Below are 19,689 nucleotides of genomic sequence, written 5' to 3' on the forward strand. Positions count from 1 at the left end.
ACCCTTAGTTGGACGGCTGGGCTGGCGATCGGGATGTGATTTGATGTCCTTCGGACTGCACATCTACGAGTCGCTCGCACCCGGCGGCCGGCTCGACAGCATCATCCTCGCTCGAGCAGCGGACTTGACCAGGTTCTTCTGTCGCCGGTGCCACTCCCTGACCCCGCGCTACTTTGCGATGACGTCAGATAAGCGTGACGTGGATGTGACGCCAGGGAGTTGCATAAAATAGACTTTTCTCAATCAAGCATGACCCCCCATCCTGCGCCCTTCCCCTTCATCCCTACTGAAAGACCCACGCATTCCCTGGCTTCACAGATAGCAGTTTCACCTGGTCCACCCAACCCGCGTCCGAGCCTTGCGACACAGACGAGTCCTTCTTGTACGACCACACGACCTGGTGATCTCCGGCATCGATCGGGAGACTGTACAGCGCCCAGTTCGTCTCGCCGGTGATGCGAGTTACCTCGCTTCCGTCCAGATACAAAGCGAGGTAATCCGACGTGGGCTGACACGAGACCTTCCACTGAAACTCCAGCGTGTCGGGCCCCGTAATCGTCGTGAAGAATGCCGACGTCTGGCTGTGCGTGATGGGATAACTCTGCGCCGCGTCCGCACCGTCGTAGCTCACATCATACTCACCATACCACGGATTGCTGGAGATGACTTGGAAATCCAAGCGGTAGCAATCCAACGCATCCGCCAGCGAGACGACCGGCGTCGCTGTCGGAACCGGTGTGGGTGTCGGAACCGGGCCGGGCGTGAACACGATCTGGTCCAACCATCCTGCATCGTCATAGTCGCTGAACATGCTGTTCTTCCCATAGGACCACTTCACTTCGTGCTGCCCCGGTTGGATGTTGGCGGACCCTTCGTGCCAGTCCACCACTCCGGAAATCTGATCCTGCAGCACATCGTCGACCAGGAAGGACAACCAATCTCCTCCCGCCTGACTCGACACGCTCCACTGGTATGTCAGCGTCCCGGGCCCATCGAGAATCGTTGAGACGAAGCTCGTCTGCCCATCGTAAACGTCACCAGATTGCGCCGCGTCCTCACCGTCCTGGGTGATCAATGTTTGCCCATACCAGGGATTGGAACCACCCGAAGTCCAAGCCAATCCTGTCGTGTCCAGGACCTCGCCAAGTGACGGGTCCGGATCCACCGAAACGCGATCCACCCATCCCGCGTCCTCCCCGGCGGATCCCGATGCGTCCTTCCAGTAGTACCATCCCACGTCGTGCTGCCCCTCTACGAGATGGTAGTACCGCCTCTCCCAATCTACGTCTCCACTGATATGGAAACGGCCATACCCGTCTGCGAGGAACTCCAGTTCATCCTTATTCTCTTCCGATGAAACCTTCCAGTTAAACGAGACCATCGCCGGGCCGTGGATGCGACCCTGCAGGTATGAAAGACCATTATGCCCAATCGAGCCTGTCCGGGCAGAATCAAAACCGAATGCCGACGTATCCGTGATCCCCGTCCAGCCGATCGTGTCCGGCGTCTCCCACGAAACCGCCTGACAATCCAATGCCTCGTCCAGGTCAATCCCCGACGGCGTGAACTGAACATTGTCCACCCACGCCTGGTCTGTCCCCGAGAAGTAGAGCAGGTATCTCCACGTCACCTTGTGGAGACCGCTTGGAATCGCCAGCGCCTTGTCCACCCAGTCCGCCGTGTTGTCCGCGTAATCCTTGAAATCATCGTCCAGCAGGAGAGTCAGATCTCCGGCATTCCCGACTGTGGATTCCTTCCATCTGTAGGTCAGCGTTCCCGGTCCGTAGATCCATGTTTCGAGCAAGGCCGGCATGTCCACTCCAGAAGGAGTGGGAGCTTCCGCCGCATCGCCATCCACAGCGGAAATCCCCGTCTGACTCGTCCAGGCTCCTCCCTCGCCAGATGTTGTCCACGGCAGGAACGTGTTCTCCACCGCGTCCCCAAGGTCGTTCATCTGATACGTCACCTTGTCGACCCATCCCGCGTCCGCACCGGCCGTGCCTGAAGCATCCTTTACATAATCCCACCGGCACGTATGGGTGCCCGAAGGAATCGTGATGGTCCGCTGCTGCCAGTCCGTCTCGCCGCTGATCGAAATGGGGAGGAGGATGTCCATCCGGAAGCGGAGTTCGTCACTGGCATCGCAGGACGATTTCCACAGGAACGTCATCGTTCCTGGCCCCGTCACGGTGCAGGACATGCGCGACATCTGAGAATCCGCCGTCGCGCCGCAACGGGCCGCGCTCCCACCATAGAACGAATCCTGACTCTGTCCGTACCACACGGGCGAAGTATCACTCGTCCACTCCAGCGCGGGGCAATCCAGCGCCTCGCCCAGCGACACCAACCCCAACTCCACGTGATCCACCCAGCCCCGGTCTTGCCCCGACGACACGGACGCGTTCTTCCGGTACTTCCATGTCAGCGTGTGCCCATTCTCGCCAAAAAGGAAACTGCGGCCTTCCCAATCCTGCTCGCCGCTGATCGCCTCCTGCTCCACACCATCGATTTCAAAAGCCAGGAAATCTCCACCCTCTTCGGATGAAACCTTCCAGGCAAACTGCACGCTTCCCGGGCCGTCGACAATCGTGCTGAAAGACGTCGTTTCACCATCGGCGATGGGAGCACTTCGCGCCGCATCGTTCCCGTAGTCGGCCGCCATCACAACACCCACCCATGGCGCCGCCGTCGTGTATTTCCACGTGACATCGGTCTTATCCACCGCCTCGCCGATACTCAGCAGTCCCTCCGACGTGATAGCGTACGTCGCCTGGAACGTCGACGGGAGTGTAAATACTCGCGTGATTCGGTAGATATTCAGGAGCCCAACACCCGAAACCGATCCGGAATACGCCCGACTGTTCGGTGTCGAGAGCGAAGAGAAATAGCGCGACGAAGTGTAGTAGTCGTCTTCGTCGACACCACCGCCGGCCACGATCTCTTCCAACCCATCCGCTTCCATCAGTCGGATCAGCTTGCGGGATGTGTAGCTGTTATCGAACAGGAAACCGTCGCCCGTCCCATTCAACTCGGCGTCAAGATGCCAGACCACGAGACCATCGTTGGGATACGTGAAGTCGTTCGTATCCTCCGTCCGCCGCGACCGGTTCTGGATCAGAAAATACTCCGTAAACGGACTGGCACCTGACGCCCCGGGCATGATCATGATGGCATCGGGATACTCCGACGAGGGACGCAACGATTTCGAAATTATGCTCTCCGAAGTCGAAATGACCGTCGGCGTCAGCCAGCCCAACATCCATTTGCTGAACGCGTTGTGGTCCCCCCAGTTCGCGTCCATCATATCCAGACCGCCGACACCCCCCACCGGTCCGACACTCTCATCGTAGTCGTAGAGATCCGGCAGCCCCAGAGCGTGTCCTGTTTCATGGATCACCACCTCCGCCTGGAACTCCGACCCCAGCGGACGCCCTTCCCATTGCCAGGAGAAAACGCCGAGCTTCTTCCCATCCACCGTGAACGAATCGCCGGCGAATTCCGAAGCGCTCATATCGCACCAGGCCCACCAAAGGTTCCCCCACCCGTCGTCGGGCCCGGTCCAGCAGACCATGAAGTAATCGATCGTCCCGTTTCCGTCGTTGTCGTAGACGGAGAAGTCGTGCGTTGGGTCCCAGTGCTGCAGGGCCTCCTTGATCAGGACCCCGGGGCCGTACCAGGTGCGGGGGTGAGCCGCCTGGTACCAGGGAAGCACATCCCCCTGGATATTCAGCGCACCGTACGACGATCGCTTGTAATATTCCGTCAGACTCTCGAGGGGTTTCTCGTCCGCCTCGCCGGTCCCGAAGAGTTTGTGCTCGATCACCGAAACATCGTTATGCGCGGGGTACTCGGGGAACTCGATGGGGAGAACGAAAATGCGAGGCGATCCGCTGGCGGGCAGCCCGGTGGGATAGGGAAGTTGACTGCGCGGCACTTCCTCCCCCCGGGCGGCAGCCTGAAGGACCTCGGCATGACGACGCGCCAGGGCTGGATCGACAAGATGGTTCCCGAGCGATCGGGCGAACTCCATGCGCACTGCCAGGCTCCCATCCGCAGCATAGCCCTGCAATTCTCCCGGATCCGGGGGCTCCATGGCGGCAAGGTGCCCTGCGGCCACAAACAGCAAAACAACCAGGAAGGGCCGCGCGATCTGCCAGACGCCGCGGCTCCCAAACCACGCGTTATTTTCAATCTGAGGTGTCGCGGGGTAGTTCGCAGAATGATGCCTTGCCGTAAGGGACGGCATACTGATCTCCCTCTGGAGGGACGTGTGATCTCGAAAGCGGGTCACGTCTTGGGGTGGATACTAGACGGCCGTTGGGGCGCCGTCAAAGCCAGAGGAAGGCTGGGGCGCATCCTGAAGCTGTTGAACGGCAACGCACCGGTCAAAGCCCCCCAAAGAACTCACTTCGCGCGTGGAGCAGAGTCCGGTGAGAGCATGATTTCAGAGAAGCGTGACACATATGTGACGCAAGAAGCCCCTCGGCTCGAAGGCCAAGGGGCGGTGCATTCTATAAGTGCTTGTCTTTGAATGATTGATATGGTGGAGCTGAGGGGAGTCGAACCCCTGACCTCTGCATTGCGAACGCAGCGCTCTACCAACTGAGCTACAGCCCCACACGCGCGGCAAAGGGTGGAGAGAACCCCGCCCCCTGTCAAGGCTATTCCGCCGGTTCTCAAGGGCCCATCGGGCCGCCCTATCTCGCCCTGGACCGATCGGCCAGCGAGTGGATTCGCGGGCCGGCGCCGCCATCGCGCGCGACGAAACTACCCCTTGCCAATCGGCCGGGGGCGGGCGCATGAAGAGGGCAACATAGGTTGCTGGTGCTCCTCGCGATCCGCGCGGGGGGCGGCAAGGGGAAGTCCGGTGAGAGTCCGGCGCAGGCCCGCTACGGTAATCGCGTCCGCAAGGAGCGCGAAAGCCCGATACCGCCAGTCATCCGACGACGAAGTGCCCTACCCTCTCGAGGTCCGGAGCGGCAGGGGACGAGCCGGATTAGATTTTGCGCGCCCGTCCTCGGTCAGTCCGCCCGAGGGACGGGCGTTTCGTATTCCGTCCACGAGGAATTCCGAAGGCGAATTCCGCGGGAAAGCGCAAACTCATGTTGTTCTCCGGCTCTCATTCGAGCGAAAAAGACCACAGTCCCCGAAGGGAACGGGCAGGCCGCGGTTTCACGTTGGTGGAACTGCTGATCGTTGTGGCGATTCTGGCCATTCTGGCGGCGATCGCCGTGCCGAATCTGCGCGAGGCAACCCGCCGCGCGCGGACGGCCGAGTGCGCCTCGAATCTGAAGACGATCGCGACGGCCCTGACGCTGTACCGCACGGATTGGAATCATCTGCCGCTGTCCGATGGCGTGGCGGGACTGGGCGATTCGCGCGGCCGCACGCAGTTCGGCAATGGGCCGGCGGCGAACGGCTACTGGAACGGCGTGCCGAATGTGCTGGTGGATGCCGGCTACATCGGCAAGCGCAAGACGCTGTTTTGCCCATCGCTGGCGCGCGAGTATCGCAACCGGGCAGAGAATCTGCGCTACGCCTACAACACGGGCGCGGCAGATTCGAACGGGTTCATCGGCAGCGACGGAACGCCGGTCGACGGCGTGGGCGCGGGCGGGCGCACGTGGCTTTGCCGCTGCGTGCATTTGAACTCGCACGACTGGGCGCCGGACCGCTACATCCCGTTCCCCCATGGGCCGACCGCGAGCCCTGCAGACAATGAGTGGGGCAGCGAAAACGTGCTCTGGAGCGACTTCTCCGTCACCCTGGAGCCCGGGAGTTCGCCATGAGCCCGAAGAATTTCACGCCCCGCCTTGCCGTGGGCGGCGCAGGGAGTCTGCCCCACACGGATCCGCGCGATGCGGTCGAGTTCGTGCGCCGCACGACGCCGCGTCTCCCCTACTGGCCCCAGCTTCCGGCCCGCCGTCGAGACGAGATGATGCTGGCCCAAGTGCTCGGGCACCTGCCGTTGATGCGCGCCATCGACGAAGCCCACATGCACTACCAATGGCGCCGTGGATTCGAGCCGCGCGAGTTGGATAAGCTGGATGGCGCAATCCCCTCGGAATCCGCCGCGGGATTCGAGGTCTTTCTGCGAGCCGCCGCGCGATTCACGGAAGCGAAGGCCTTTCGCGGCCAGACGCCCGGGCCGGTGACGCTCGCGATGGCGATCGAGCGAGAAGGCAGCAGCCCCGTCATGGACGACCCGCCGTACGCCATGGCGGTGGCGCGCTATGCCGGGCGCGTCGCGGCATGGCAGGCCCGCCAACTGGCGGCCTACGCCGAAGGGCGGCCGGTGGCGATCACCATGGACGAGCCCGCGCTGGCCGTACTGCTGCAGCGCGGCGCCCAGGCCCGAGCCGCGCGCGAGCAGATCGAGCTGATGCTGGCCGTCGCCGCAGAAACCATCCGCAAGGCCGGCGCGATCGTCGGGCTGCACTGCTGCAGCGACACGCATTGGCCTTCCGTCCTCAGCCTCGGCCTGGACATCGTGAATTTTGATGCGACGAACCACTTGAGCTCGTTCATGGAGCACGAGGATTCCGTGAAGACCTTCATCGACGGCGGCGGCGTGATCGCCTGGGGCGCTGTGCCCACCGATGGCAGTGGTGAAGCCGACAACGTGGCCCGCATTCTCTTCGAGGTCGTGGCGACGACGTTCGGCCCGCGCGCGCGCCAAGTCTTCCAGCAGTCCTTCATCACGCCGGCCTGCGGGCTGGGGACCCTCGATGTCGAGACGGCCGAAACCGTGATGGCGCAGTGCCAGCAGGTTGCCGATATGCTGCGACGCCAGATGGGGCCGAGCTTCTCGACGAGTTCCGATGCCCTGCCCGCTGAGGGCACCCCCGCTCCGGAACCGGAGCCCGCGCCCGAAGCGGAAGAACCTCCGGTCGTAGAGGAAGAGGAGTCACCCGCCGAGGCCGAGGAGCAGGCGCCGGCTCGCCTGCGCATCACGCGCGTCTACACGAAGACCGGCGACGACGGAAAGACCGGCCTCGTTGGTGGCCAGCGCGTCGGCAAGAACGACCCGCGGATCGAGGCCTACGGAACCGTGGACGAGCTGGCGGCGGCGCTGGGCGCGGCGCGCCTGGCCGTCGAGACGGAGAACGGCCAGTTCGAATCGATCGAGCAGGCAGAGATGCTCGATTCCCATCTGCAATTCATCCAGAATCAGCTTTTCACGCTCGGCGGCGACCTGGCGACGCAGCTTGAAGATCGCCACCCGCAGATGCCCCTGATTGGCGAGGCCGAGACGGCCTATCTGGAACGGCTCTGCGACAGCTTCAACGCGGAGCTCGAGCCGCTGCAGGACTTCATTCTCGCCGGCGGCAGCTCCACGGCCGTCGCCTTGCACCAGGCCCGCACCATCGCCCGTCGCGCCGAACGCCGTACCGTGACGCTCAGTATGATCGAGAACATCGGTCCGCATGCCACCGTGTACCTGAATCGACTCAGCGACGCCCTCTTCGTGCTCGCTCGGTGGGCAAACCGACACCAAGGGATGGACGAAACCACATGGCAGCGCGATCAGCCCGAGCCCGCCATGCCGGAATCCAACGAGACGGAGTAGCGCCCCATGCCGATTACGCATTGCTACTGCAAGAACCTCGCGTTCCGCGAGATCCTGGCGTGGGCGAGGGAGAACGAAGTCCTGACCGCCGAAGAGGTGGCGCGCCGGTTGAATTGCGGCAAGTCCTGTCGCCTCTGCCTGCCGTACATTGCCTACTGCCTCGCCACCGGCGTTACCGAAGTGCCCTATCCCTGCCCCCCGTTGGATTCGCCGGGATGAGAGCCGACCGAACATTGCGTGTTCTGGCGCTCGCGGGTGCCGTTCTCGCGCTGGTGCTCGTGGCAAGGGCCCCGGCGGCCCCAGCCGATGATCCGACCACGCCCACACGCATCATCTCCTGCGCACCAAACCTGACCCAGATGCTCTTCGCCCTCGGCGCCGGCGACCAGGTGGTGGGCGTGACGCGCTACTGCCAGGACCCGCCCGAGGCCGCGACGCGCCCGGCGATGGGGGACCTCTTCAGCCCCAACCTGGAGGCCATGGTCGCCGCCGATCCGGACATGGTTGTTGCCTATCCCAGCAGCGCAAAGGTGATCGATTTCTTCAATAACCGACAAGCCATTCGGCTTGTCGTTACCAATACTTGCGAAACCCGCGAAGAGATCGCCCGCACCATGCGCGATCTCGGCCGAGCCCTTGGTCGAGAGGATCGAGCGGAGGAGTTGATTGCCGCAACAAACGCTGATATTGCTCGACTTGAGGATGGCTGGAAGGACGAGCCACCGCTCAAGGTCCTGATCGTTGTCGGTCGCCAGCCCGGCAGCCTGGCGAATCTCTATGCCGCCGGGAGGGGCACCTATCTGGACGAGCTTTTGACGATTTCGGGCGCGGAGAACGTCGTCCCTGGGGAGCTTGGTAAGTATCCCGTCCTCAACCGCGAGGCCATCCTCTCCATGCGGCCCGATGTCATCATCGAAACGCACCACGAGGAGGAGACCGATCGGGAACACGCCGAGGCGCGCGCCGCCTGGAAGGCCATGTCGCCCCTGCCAGCCGTGCGCGATGGGAGGATCCTCTTCCTGATGGACAAGCGCGTCCTCTTGCCGGGGGCTTTCCTCGAACGCGACGCACGCACGCTGCACGATCTGATCCGCCCTGAGACCGTCGGCACGGAGCCATGAAAAGCGCTTACACCATTGAAAACGTACGGTTTGCCTATTCTGGGCCATCGCCGCTGCTGGATAGCGTTGACCTGGAGATTCCCGCTGGCCGCATCGTCGCCATCGTCGGCCCGAATGGCGCCGGCAAGAGCACCCTCCTGCGCCTGATGACGGGTCTGCTGAGGCCCGAGAGAGGCCGGATTCTGCTCCAGGGCAATCCCCTCCAGGCGATGCCACGCCGCGAGATCGCCCGGACCGTTGCCGTCGTTCCTCAAGGCGAATCATCCGCCTTCCCGTTCACGGTCGAGGAGATTGTGCAGATGGGCCGCGCGCCTCATCTGCGGGGTCCCCTGGCCCAGGAATCTGAGGACGACGTCGCGATTTCCCGACAAGCTATACGGCTTGTCGGGCTGGAGCCCCTGCTCCACCGCCCGGTCTCCCAGCTTTCCGGCGGAGAGCGACAACTCGTACTGATCGCCCGGGCCTTTGCACAGCAGACGCCGATCCTGTTGTTGGACGAGCCGACGGCGTCGCTCGATCTCGCGCACCAGCAACAGATCCTCCGCCTCGTCGTCCGCCAGGCGCGCGAGCAGTCCCAGACTGTCGTACTGATTTTGCACGACTTGAACCTCGCCGTTCGCTTCTGCGACGAGATCGTGGTGCTGCACGAGGGTCGCGTTGCCGCCCACGGTACGCCGGAGGAGATCCTGCAGCTCGAGCTCCTTGAGCGCGTCTACGCCGCCGAGATCTGGACGGCGCCCGGGCCGGACGGACACCCGATCGTGGGGTTGCGGCCATGACCAAGCGACCCCGCATCGCCATTGTTTTTGCGAGCCTGATTGTGCTCCTCGCGATCGTCTTCATCGTCTCGCCGCTGGTCGGCCCAACGTCGATCTCCTGGTCGCGCGCTCTCGATCATTCGATCCCGATCGACCAAAACACCGATCGCCTGATCTTCGAAACCATCCGACTGCCGCGGGCGCTCTTCGGCGTGCTGGCAGGAGCCGTGCTGGCCTTGGCCGGCGCGGTCTTCCAGGCACTCTTGCGAAACGACCTGGCGACGCCTTACACCCTCGGTATCAGCGGCGGCGCGACCTTCGGCGCTCTCGGCACCATCCATCTCCTTGCCGCGGGCGTCGCCACCGGCTTCGCTGCCCTGCTCATCCCGGGGGCCGCCTTTGCCGGAGCCGCCATCGCCGTGGCGCTGATCCTCGCTCTTGCGCACCGCCCTCGCGTAGCCGATCGCATGAGCACGCTCCTGCTGGCGGGCGTGACCATGAACCTGATCTTCGCCGCCGGCGTCCTGATCCTCCAGTACCTCGCCAACCCTTACGAAGCCTACGGCATGCTGCGCTGGATGATGGGCGGGCTCGACGTCGCCAGCCTCACCGTCCCCGGGCTGCTGCTGCTGCCCGTCCTTGCTGGCGGCGCCTTCCTGATCTCGCGAGCGCACGCGTTGAACCTCATGACCTTGGGCGACGCGACCGCCACCCACCTTGGCATCGACGCCAAGCGCACGCGCCTGACCTGCCTCGGGGTCGCTGCAGCGCTGACTTCTCTGATCGTGGCGTATGCCGGGCCGATCGGGTTCGTCGGCCTGATCGTCCCCCACGCCATTCGTCGGCTGCTGGGGCCCGACAATCGAATCCTCCTGCCTGCCTCCGCCCTGGCAGGCGCCGCGTTCCTGATCGCGTGCGACACCGCCGCTCGTGCCATCGGCGGAGCCACTGAAATTCCCGTCGGAATATTGACCGCCTGCCTGGGCGGCCCATTCTTCCTTTGGATCCTCTTCCGCCAGGGCGCGGCCGCCACTCGCTGATCCGTAAGATCCAACACCACCAACTGCCAATGTCCTTGAGAGCATCCGGGTTGCGTTGGGTCCGGGGGGTGGGGCTGAATTACAGATTGGGCTTTGGCCCACGATTTTGTGCCAGGGAGTACTTCTATGAGCCAGCCGATCGTTTCTATCGCCGGATTGCGGGGGATTGTCGGTACGTCTTTCACGCCGGAGATTATTCTGCCGTACGTGGCCGCTTTTGCGGATCTGGTGAAGCCGAAGCGCGTGGTCGTGGGCGGCGACAGTCGTCCGTCGCGTGCGTGGGCGCAGCCGGTTGTGGAGTCGATTCTACGGTCGCGCGGGGTGGATGTGATCTCGATCGGGCTGGTGCCGACGCCGACGATGGGGATGGCGGTGCGGCGCTACAAGGCGGGCGGCGGCATTGCGATTACGGCGAGCCACAATCCGTCGGAATGGAACGGGCTGAAGTTCTTTCACTCGAAGGGCGAGTTTCTGACGCCGAAGCATCACGAGCAGTTGCATGCGCTGATGAAGAAGCCCGCGTCGCCGAAGGGCACTGCGAAGATCGGCAGTTGGCGCGAGGAAACGGACATGGCGCAGTATCACCTGGAGCAGTTGCTGAAGGCGTTGCCGCAGGTGACTCGCCGGCGGCGCAAGCTGCGCATCGTGATCGATTGCTGCAATGGTGCTGGGACGATTCTGGCTCCGTTGGTGGCGACGGCGTTGGGCGTGAAGGTCGATGCGATTTTCGACGATCCCGGGCGGACGTTCCCGCGCGGGGCGGAGCCGTTGCCGAAGAATCTGCGTGTGTTGTCACGCGAGGTGAAGCGCATTGGGGCGGATTTGGGTGCGGCGATCGATCCCGATGCAGATCGCATTGCGTTTGTGGATGAAACGGGTCGCCCGATTGGCGAGGAGAGGACGCTGATTCTGGCGGCGGATTCGTACCTGTCGCTGACGGGCGAGAAGACAAAGCTTGTGGCGAATCTTTCGACGAGCATGGGGCTGGATCGCCTGGCGGAGAAGTACAACACGACGGTGAAGCGCACGAAGATCGGCGAGGCGCATGTTCTGGCGGGGATTCGCGCGGCGCGTGCGAAGATCGGCGGCGAAGGAAACGGCGGCGTGATCTTGCCACTGGTGCATCCGGGTCGCGATGCGGCGACGGCGCTGGCGTTGATTCTGCTCGGCATGCAAACGAGGAACAAGACGCTGTCGAAGTGGAACGAGGTCGTGACGGACTATGAGCTCGTGAAGGGCAAAGTGGAACTCGGTGGCTTGTCGGTTGCTGAAACGCTGAAGCGCGCGAAGGCGGAGTTCAAGGACGCCGTCTCCGTGGACGAAACGGACGGCGTGAAGTTCCTGTGGGACAACGCGTGGGTGCATTTGCGTCCAAGCGGAACGGAGCCGATTCTGCGCATCTTTGTTGAGGCGCCGACAAAAGCGGATGCGCGCAAGCTGGTGAAGCGCGCTGGAAACGCGATCGCGTAAAAAGGGACGGAGTCATGTCGCGACTGCTGATTTTGGGAGTTGGCCCCCGACCGGCACCGGCCGCGCGCCAGGTGTTTGCTCCCGGATTGCGCCTGGCGACGATGATTCACGAGTTGGCGGCGGACGGTCACGAGATCGCAGTCGGGGAGTTTCTCTTTGGCGGGGCGGAGAAAGCCGCAGAGGATCAGTCCGATGGAGTTGCCCGGCATGAATTCCTGCCTTCGGATATTCCGCAAGCTGCGGATCGCATTGCGGCGCTGGCGCGCGAGCACAATGCCGATGCCGTTGTGGCGCTGACGGATGTGGCTGCGCTGGCGGCCGTTCGGTCGGAATTCGATGGGCCGCTCTATATCGATTACAACGGCCATCCGATGGCAGAGCGGCAGATGCAGGCCGAGGTTCACGGCAGCAACGCGGCGCTGCACGATCAGTGGCTCTATGTTCTGCCGGTTCTGGTGCGCGCGGATATGTTTGGCGTTTGTTCCGGAGCGCAGCGCTATGCGTTGCTGGGCGAATTGGGCGCTGCGGGACGGCTGAATGCGGCGACGTGCGGCCATGAACTGGTTCAAGTTCTTCCGGTCGTGTTGCCGTTTGACGAACCGTTTCGTTCTTCTCAGCGGGGTTATCTTCGGGGCGGCATTGTTCCCGAAGATGCGCGGATCATCTTGTTCACCGGCGGCTACAACACGTGGCTAGATGAAGCGACTTTATTCGAGGCGGTCGAGCGCGTTCTCGCAAACGATCCGCAAGCGGTGTATGTGACGACCGGCGGTGAGATTGAAGGGCATGTGAACAAGGTCTTTCGGAACTTTCGCGCTCGTGTCGAGAAGTCGCCGCACCGGGACCGCTATCATTTCCTCGGTTGGATCGAGCATGATCGATTCATCGATTGTTGTTTGGAAGCAGACGTTGGTGTTTCGTGCGACCGCTGGACGCTGGAGGGCGAGTTGGGTTGCCGCAACCGGCTGTTCGGTTGGCTATGGGCTGGAATGCGCGCCGTGATGAACGATCCGACGGAAATCACGGCAGAGTTCGCCGATGCGGGATTGATCGCTACGGCCCGTGCTGGAGACGCCGCCGACTTTGCGGAGAAACTGGGGACGGAGTTGCGCCTTGGGCGTTTCGATGAGCAGGAAGCAGAACGTCGGCGGGAGAAGTTGCACGAGCTTCGTGGGGCGGGAAAGTGCTACGAGCCACTGCGGAATTGGGCGAAGAATCCTCAGCCCGCACCGGATCGGGTCGCCACGGGACAAGTTGAGAATCCACTCGTGAATTTGCAGCGCGAGTTTCTGAACCGAGACGAGACCGTGTCGCGCGACGTGGAAGAATTGGTTCAGCGGCTGTCCGGAAGCCGGGCGTTTGGGGTTTATGAGAACCTTCATCCGGATGTCCGGCGTCTGCTGGAACGGATCCGGAGTCGTATCGAGAGCAAGAAAGAATAGGCGAGAGAACATGTCATTTCAGAAGTCCCACACGCCAGAGGATCAATCTCCCGCAACGATTGAGGAGCATCTTGAGATCGAGTGCATTCGCGAGCGCATCTTACGCGCCGACTCGTACAAGGATGCGTACGCGCTGATCAACGAGCAGTTGAACGCAATTCACATGCGCGCCACAGGCGTGATCACGATCGCGGGCGTCGTTGTGACGGTGACGGGATTCAGCGGGCGGACGATTGCGGGGACAAGCTTGTTGGCGCAGATTCTTGTCGTGAGCGGCCTGCTGGCGTGTGTGCTGGCGGCGGCGATCACGATGCTCTACGTGACGCCAGTGCGTTGGCTGACGTCGTACATGCACCTGGATCCGGAGCAGTGGTTGCTCGCCGCCATTCGTCGTCGGGACAAGAAGACGAAGGCGCACCGGATCGCCGTGATCGTGCTGGTGATCGGGCTGACGTTGTATGGGCTATCGATTTGCCAGATGCTGATGTTCCCGTTCGAACACATGATTCACGAGCAGCAAGAGGTCCCGGTTGTGCAGCAGGACTAGCCGGCGGGCTATTTCTTTTCTCGATCCAAACGCCGCTTGATGGCGGTGTATTTCGCTTCATTCGCCTTGTTGATCGGATTGACCTTCGCGGCATCCTCCTTCGGGCCGGGGTAGACGATCGCGCCGCGCTCGCGAAGGCTCTCGCGCAGCTTCTGGGCGCCGTTGGGAGCCTTGATGCTGAGCCATTGATCAGTGAGAAGCTTCACGATGACTGCATTCTCATCTTTGCGTAGCCAATCGGGGAAATCGGTCGGCTTGTCGCGTCGGCCGAGGTCATCGATGAAGTAGGTGGTGCCGCGTTTCTTGATCAGTTCCCATCCAGCTTTCTTTTCGTGGCCGACGCCGCCGCGGCCGGAGACTTCCATGTGTGCGACTTCGCGATCGTTCAGGCCGAGGATGTCGAATGTCGGCAGGCCGCTGACGTAAGGCACGACGCCGGCCGCGCCGATTGCGAGGCGTTCGTCGGGGTCTGCAAATTCTCGCAGCCACTCGCCGACGGGGTGCCACTGGCTTTCCCAGTTCCAGAGTTGGTAGTGAATGGCCGGCGCGATCTTCAGTTCGCCGAGTGCCTTGACGTGCGGGTTATTGAGAGATGTGTAGAAGGCGCGGCCCATCATAGTGCCACCCAGGAGTGTCAACAGGGCCAACACGAGCGGACGCGCGATGGCTTCCCAACGATCGCGCGAAGGGAGCCAGCCGGAGATGGCTTCGAAGCTGAGCGGAACAAGCAACGCGATGAACGGAATCGTCGGCGCGAGAAGACGGAACTCGAAGACGTCGCCGCCGGTGTAGGCCAGGTAGAGACACATTCCGGCGGTAAGAAGACAGAGCGTTGCGATCTGTCCCGAGATCGGGCGGTGGCGCTGGAAGACGACAGCAATGAAGCCGATCAGTCCGCAGAACGCCAGAATCATCCAATGCAAGTAGTTGATATCGAGATAGAGGCGCACGTACGGAATGCCGTTCTCGAAGTACGCGCCGGGGACTTTTGCGTAGAATGTGTTCGGCAACCACGCGCCGTAGTAGGCGTGTCGCCAGAGCAAATGCGTGCCGCCGATGACGGCGCATACGCCGCCCCAGATGAGCACGCGGCGCCAGCCCTTCCACGCACCGGGTACGCCCTTCGCAAAAACGAGTCGGCGGAAAATCAGCACGGAGCCGAGGATGAGGCCGAGCATGTAGGCTTCCGGTCGCGTGAGCAGTGCAAGCGCCATGGGGATGGCGCTCCAGGGACGTTGTGCATGGAGTGGCGTGAATTCCTCGCGCAGGAAACGGCCGGTTGCGACAGCCACGAGGAAGGTGAAGAAGTGCGTCTCAAGTCCGCCGGCCATCCACGCGTGCAGCGTCTCGTGGCAGGCAACGAGTCCGACGCCGAGCCACAACCAGCGGTGGCCGGCTTCGCCGCGGCGGAGGAGCTCCCACCAGACGACGACGACGATCAGCAGGCCGAACAGGCGATTCCAGAAGAGCATCAGGTGCTCGGGATGTTTTGTGAAGAAGAAGTGGACGCTCATGAAGAGCATCCACAGGAAATTCGTGTAGCCTTCGACGGGTTCTTCGCCGGGGTTGTAGACGGGGCCGTGGCCTTCGAACAAGTTGCGCGCGTAGCGGAGCGAGATGAACGCGTCGTCCAGGAGGATCGTGTAGCGCAATCCCATCATCAGGGCGATGACCAGGCCGAAAACGAGAATCCCGAGCGCAGCGGGGGACATGGCCAGCAGCCATGACCGTCGACGCGAGAGGGCGTCGAGATTCGGCGATGGATTGTAGCGCATGAATGGGGAAATCATGGAGCCGGGCCTCGGGGTTTCGTTGCTTCTCGCCACTTGGCCCAAGCCTCGGCGGGCGGGCAACGGGGTTTTTCGATTTTCCCGACGGAAGAATGCCGATTGCCATTCGGCAGCGGAGCGGCAATAGTGCGCAGACACAACAAAACATCAACTTCGGGAGGGGTTTCCGATGGTTGCTTCCGCTCTGTTGCGCCGTGGTGCTGCGGCGCTGGCGATGATTGTTCTGGCCGTGTCCGTTGCGCAGGCCGGGCGCTGGGTGCTGGTCGATTTCGGAACGTCGGACGGGACGTCCACGACGCCGTACGGGGATTGGAACCAGATTCTGCGACATTCGACGAACGTGGAGTACGTGGATCCTGACGGGAATCCCGCCCACCAGGGTATCACGGAGATCGAGAGTCTGGCCGAGGGGGATCCGAGTTTCGCGGGAATTCAAGGCACGACACCGATTTCCTTTGCGCGTGGCAACGCGATTATCTGCACGTTCTACAATCGCGATGTGAATGAGTCGTACTTCCATGCGCGCCTGAGCCTGACCGATGCGGACAGTCCGGATCCCAGCGATACGACGAATGCGTGGTACACGATGACGGGCGACATCGGGTATGGCCTGGAAGCGGGTCAGACGGCGGAGTTTGTTTACTATATTTCCGACGCGACGATGGGGAACCATTTGCTGGCGCCTCCATCGGTGGGCGACGCGGTGCGCGTTAACATCAACAAGCGATACCCGAACCCGGCGATTGTGCTGACGCGGATCGAGTTCACGGACGAGGCGGATTTGACGGCACCATCCGCGCCGGGAAGTCTGACGGCGCAGTTGCAGGCCGCGACCGCGGGAACCAGCCTGAACCACGTGCGGTTGGAGTGGAGTGCGTCGACGGATCCGGCGCCCAACGCGACTGGAGTGAATCGCTATCTGATCTATCGCGATGGCGCTTTGTTTGATAACGTGGCGCCCGATATGGTGGAGTACTACGGTACGGACAACTTGCACTACGTGGATCACCAGGTGGCGCCTGGGTCGACGCATTCGTATTCGGTGACGGCGTTGGATGCGGCGCCGTACGGGATGTATCCGTCGGAGGAGCAGCCGACGCGTCGCCACGGGAACGAAAGCGATTTCGCAACGACGGTGACGATTGGCGTGCCGGCGTGGAGCGGCGCGGCGCTGATCGATCCGTATTCGCAGTTACAGTATCTCGGGGCGATTCGGCTGCCGGTGGATCTGGAGCCCTGGATGGATTACGTGTCCGATGGCCTGGCGTTCTGTCCGACGGGAAATCCGGATTATGATTCCGGGACGGAGTGGCCGGGTTCGCTGTATGTGCTGACGCGTTTGTGCGAGCGCGTGTGCGAGATCAGTATTCCGCAGGCGGTGGATTCGGCGAACATCGATGATGCTCCGCGGGCGACGACGTTGCAGGCGCCGGTGGATATCTGGCCGCATGTTTATGACGGGCAGTACTATCCGCAAGGCGGTGGCTGGGCGACGGGCGGGATCACTTATCATCCCGGCGGCAATGGCGTGGGGCCGCACTTGTTCTACGGCATCACCGATGGTTACGGCAGCCCGCAGGACCAGCCGCATCACGGCGCGTTCGATTTGGATCTGACGACGGCGAATGGTCCGTGGTTTCTGGGCGAGGCGCCGCCGAACCATGTTCCGCCGGCGTTGACGTCGATGATTCTGTTTCCGGCGCCGCAATCGTGGGCTGATGCGACTGTGGGAGGGCGCTCGTTGATTTGCGGCAATGCGTACCAGTCGGGTCTTGGCGTGCCATCGCACGGGCCGTCGTTGTTTGCGACGGCGCCGTGGGAAAGCGGCGCGTTGCCGGCGCAGAACGAAACCTGTTCGGCGATTGAGTTGCTGCGTTACAGCAGCGGGGCGACGCCAGAGCATCGCGTCGAGAACTGGAGCATGGGCGAGGACGGACAGGGCGGTGCGTGGCTGGAGATCGGCGGAAGCAGTGCCGTTGTGATGTCGACGATTCGGTGCGTCGGCGATCATTGGTATGGCTATGCCGATGGCACGTTCCAGAGCGACGATGATATTCCGGAGCCGATGTTCGGCGGTCGCGGCAATGGAGCGAGCGACTGGAAGATGTCGCTGCTGTTCTACAACCCCGCGGATCTTGAGACCGTCGCCGCGGGGACGATGGAGAGTTGGGAGCCTCAGCCGTATGCCGTATTCGATCTCGATCAGTTCTCGCGGAAGCCGGGCGGCACGGAGTTGTCCGGCGCGATCACATACGATGCGACGAATCAGCGGATTTACCTGATCGAATTCAACGGCGACCCAGGCTACGAGTGGGGCTACGATATGTTGCACGCGTTTGCGCTGCAGCCAGGTGCGGCGATTCCGGAGTTCGAGGCGGGCTGGATGTTGCGCTAGGGGTAGCTCAGCCGTCTGCGGGAAGCGCAGCGATTGCTCGGCGTGCACGGCGGGATTGGAAGAAGCGGTTTGCGCTTTGTCCGAATGAAATGCCTGCGATGGTGAAATAGCCCGCGGCGAAGAGTGCGGCAAAAGGAAGGGCTTGCGGCACGGTGTAGTACGTTGCCGTGGCGATCAGGATGATGAAGTGCGCACCGAGTGCGAACTCAAGCCACGGCAGGATATCGCGAAAGTCGATGTGTCGGCGCGTGATCTTTGACTCCGTTCCTACTTCTTTCCAAGTGGTTCCCTGGGCAATCATTCCTCGTTTGGGCGTGCGGACGAAGGGCGTTCGCCGGCCAGTGAGTCCGTGGATGACGGCGCAGGCGTTGTTGAGGCTCATGCCGATACCGATCGCCATTGCCGCGAGGGATAATCCGATCGCACGAAGCCACGATGTGCCGTTCATGCGTGCGGCGCGCGCGAAGTAGGCGGCGAAGATAACGGTTGCCGGCAGGAATATCAGTAGATCCGTCCAAAGCAGAAGCGCGAGGTTGTTCAATTCGCGAAGCAGAAACACGCGGAACAGCAACAGCGCCAGGACAAGTAATAGCAGATTCGCGACGTTGCCGAGCAGGTGGATGGCGGCTTCGAGCTTCAGCGGCCATGCGATTGGCGCGCGAAGGATCGTTGGCAGCAGTTTGCGCGACGTCTCCATCGATCCCTTTGCCCAGCGGTGCTGTTGGCTACGGAATGCGCGAAGATCGGCGGGCAGTTCGGCGGGGGCTTCGACATCGTCGCGATAGACGAACTTCCATCCGTGAAGTTGCGCGCGGTAGGAGAGGTCGAGGTCTTCGGTGAGCGTGTCGCCTTGCCATCCGCCGGCGTCGTCGATGGCGGCGCGGCGCCAGATGCCCGCGGTGCCATTGAAATTGAAGTAGCGCCCCGTTGCAGCGCGGACGGCGTGCTCGATGCGAAAATGCGCGTCGAGGAAGAGAGCCTGTGCGCGGGTCAGAACGGAGTAATCGCGGTTCAGATGACCCCAGCGGGCCTGCACCATTCCGACGCGATCATCGGCGAATTCAGGCACAAGCCGACGAAGGAAATCGGGCTGCGGAATGAAGTCTGCATCAAATACGGCAACGAGTTCGGCGTCTGATTGTTGCAGTCCCCATGCAAGCGCGCCGGCTTTGTAGCCTTCGCGATCCGCGCGGCGCAGATGAGAAATGGAAATGCCGCGTCGGGTCCATGAGTCGACGCGCTCTGCGGCTGCAGTCGTGGTTTCATCGGTCGAATCATCGAGAACCTGAACATCGAATTGGTCGCGCGGATAATCGAACTTGCAGACGGCATCGATCAGGCGCGCAGCGACAGCGGGTTCATTGTAGAGCGGAAGCTGAATCGTGATGGTTGGCAGTTCTTCTTCCGCCGAAGCATCAGGCGGAGTCCGATGCGTGACGTGTCGCAACGCAATCAGCATCCACAGTCGGTGCGCACCGAATCCCGCCAATGGCAGCAGGACGGCGAAGTACGCCGCGAGGAGGATGATGTCGATGTGCGTCATGCGGACTTGGTTG

14 protein-coding genes, 1 tRNA gene and 1 riboswitch are annotated in these 19,689 nt (G+C 62.4%); of the genes, 11 read left to right on the forward strand and 4 right to left on the reverse strand.

Going from position 1 to position 19,689, the window contains the following annotated elements; all coding sequences use genetic code 11:
• Nucleotides 1-43: 43 nt before the first annotated feature.
• Nucleotides 44-232, forward strand: a complete 189-nt coding sequence (locus KQI84_08480; GenBank protein MCB2154911.1) for a hypothetical protein — start codon at nt 44-46, stop codon at nt 230-232.
• 51 nt (nt 233-283) lie between these two features.
• Here the strand turns inward: KQI84_08480 and KQI84_08485 are convergent, their stop codons facing one another.
• Entirely contained in the window at nt 284-4,246 is a 3,963-nt protein-coding gene (locus KQI84_08485; protein MCB2154912.1) for a M6 family metalloprotease domain-containing protein, read from the reverse strand.
• Nucleotides 4,247-4,541: 295 nt separating this feature from the next.
• A tRNA-Ala gene (locus tag KQI84_08490) sits at nt 4,542-4,617 on the reverse strand.
• Nucleotides 4,618-4,805: 188 nt separating this feature from the next.
• Nucleotides 4,806-4,952, forward strand: a riboswitch (cobalamin riboswitch).
• 150 nt (nt 4,953-5,102) lie between these two features.
• On the opposite strand from KQI84_08490, the gene KQI84_08495 reads away from it, so the two are divergent.
• The 9 genes from KQI84_08495 (at nt 5,103) to KQI84_08535 (ending at nt 13,948) form a co-directional block, all read left to right on the forward strand.
• Nucleotides 5,103-5,789, forward strand: a complete 687-nt coding sequence (locus tag KQI84_08495; GenBank protein ID MCB2154913.1) for a DUF1559 domain-containing protein — start codon at nt 5,103-5,105, stop codon at nt 5,787-5,789.
• Nucleotides 5,790-6,793: 1,004 nt separating this feature from the next.
• On the forward strand, nt 6,794-7,570 hold the full coding sequence (locus KQI84_08500; protein MCB2154914.1) for a cob(I)yrinic acid a,c-diamide adenosyltransferase: 777 nt from the start codon (nt 6,794-6,796) through the stop codon (nt 7,568-7,570).
• 6 nt (nt 7,571-7,576) lie between these two features.
• Nucleotides 7,577-7,789, forward strand: a complete 213-nt coding sequence (locus tag KQI84_08505) for a (2Fe-2S)-binding protein (protein MCB2154915.1) — start codon at nt 7,577-7,579, stop codon at nt 7,787-7,789.
• A complete protein-coding gene (locus tag KQI84_08510; GenBank protein ID MCB2154916.1) occupies nt 7,786-8,691 on the forward strand; it encodes an ABC transporter substrate-binding protein in 906 nt (301 codons plus the stop codon). The genes KQI84_08505 and KQI84_08510 overlap by 4 nt, the downstream gene beginning before the upstream one ends.
• Nucleotides 8,688-9,470 (forward strand): heme ABC transporter ATP-binding protein, encoded by a 783-nt coding sequence (locus tag KQI84_08515; GenBank protein ID MCB2154917.1) that lies wholly within the window; start codon nt 8,688-8,690, stop codon nt 9,468-9,470. Before KQI84_08510 ends, KQI84_08515 begins: the two co-directional genes overlap by 4 nt.
• Complete coding sequence (locus KQI84_08520) at nt 9,467-10,489, forward strand: iron ABC transporter permease (protein MCB2154918.1); 1,023 nt, start codon at nt 9,467-9,469, stop codon at nt 10,487-10,489. The genes KQI84_08515 and KQI84_08520 overlap by 4 nt, the downstream gene beginning before the upstream one ends.
• Before the next feature lie 126 nt (nt 10,490-10,615).
• Nucleotides 10,616-11,959, forward strand: coding sequence for a phosphoglucosamine mutase (locus KQI84_08525; GenBank protein MCB2154919.1), 1,344 nt, complete (start codon nt 10,616-10,618; stop codon nt 11,957-11,959).
• Nucleotides 11,960-11,973: 14 nt separating this feature from the next.
• The gene (locus KQI84_08530) at nt 11,974-13,401 is read left to right on the forward strand and encodes a hypothetical protein (GenBank protein MCB2154920.1); all 1,428 of its coding nucleotides are present in this window, start codon (nt 11,974-11,976) and stop codon (nt 13,399-13,401) included.
• A 10-nt stretch (nt 13,402-13,411) separates the two neighbouring features.
• On the forward strand, nt 13,412-13,948 hold the full coding sequence (locus KQI84_08535; protein MCB2154921.1) for a hypothetical protein: 537 nt from the start codon (nt 13,412-13,414) through the stop codon (nt 13,946-13,948).
• Nucleotides 13,949-13,956: 8 nt separating this feature from the next.
• Here KQI84_08535 and KQI84_08540 read toward each other — a convergent pair whose 3' ends face one another.
• Entirely contained in the window at nt 13,957-15,738 is a 1,782-nt protein-coding gene (locus tag KQI84_08540; GenBank protein ID MCB2154922.1) for a hypothetical protein, read from the reverse strand.
• Nucleotides 15,739-15,907: 169 nt separating this feature from the next.
• On the opposite strand from KQI84_08540, the gene KQI84_08545 reads away from it, so the two are divergent.
• Nucleotides 15,908-18,133, forward strand: coding sequence for a hypothetical protein (locus KQI84_08545; protein MCB2154923.1), 2,226 nt, complete (start codon nt 15,908-15,910; stop codon nt 18,131-18,133).
• A 7-nt stretch (nt 18,134-18,140) separates the two neighbouring features.
• Here the strand turns inward: KQI84_08545 and KQI84_08550 are convergent, their stop codons facing one another.
• Nucleotides 18,141-19,676, reverse strand: coding sequence for a glycosyltransferase (locus tag KQI84_08550; protein ID MCB2154924.1), 1,536 nt, complete (start codon nt 19,674-19,676; stop codon nt 18,141-18,143).
• Nucleotides 19,677-19,689 lie beyond the last annotated feature (13 nt).

The sequence above is a fragment of the bacterium genome (genome assembly GCA_020444065.1).
Lineage (GTDB): Bacteria > Sumerlaeota > Sumerlaeia > SLMS01 > JAHLLQ01 > JAHLLQ01.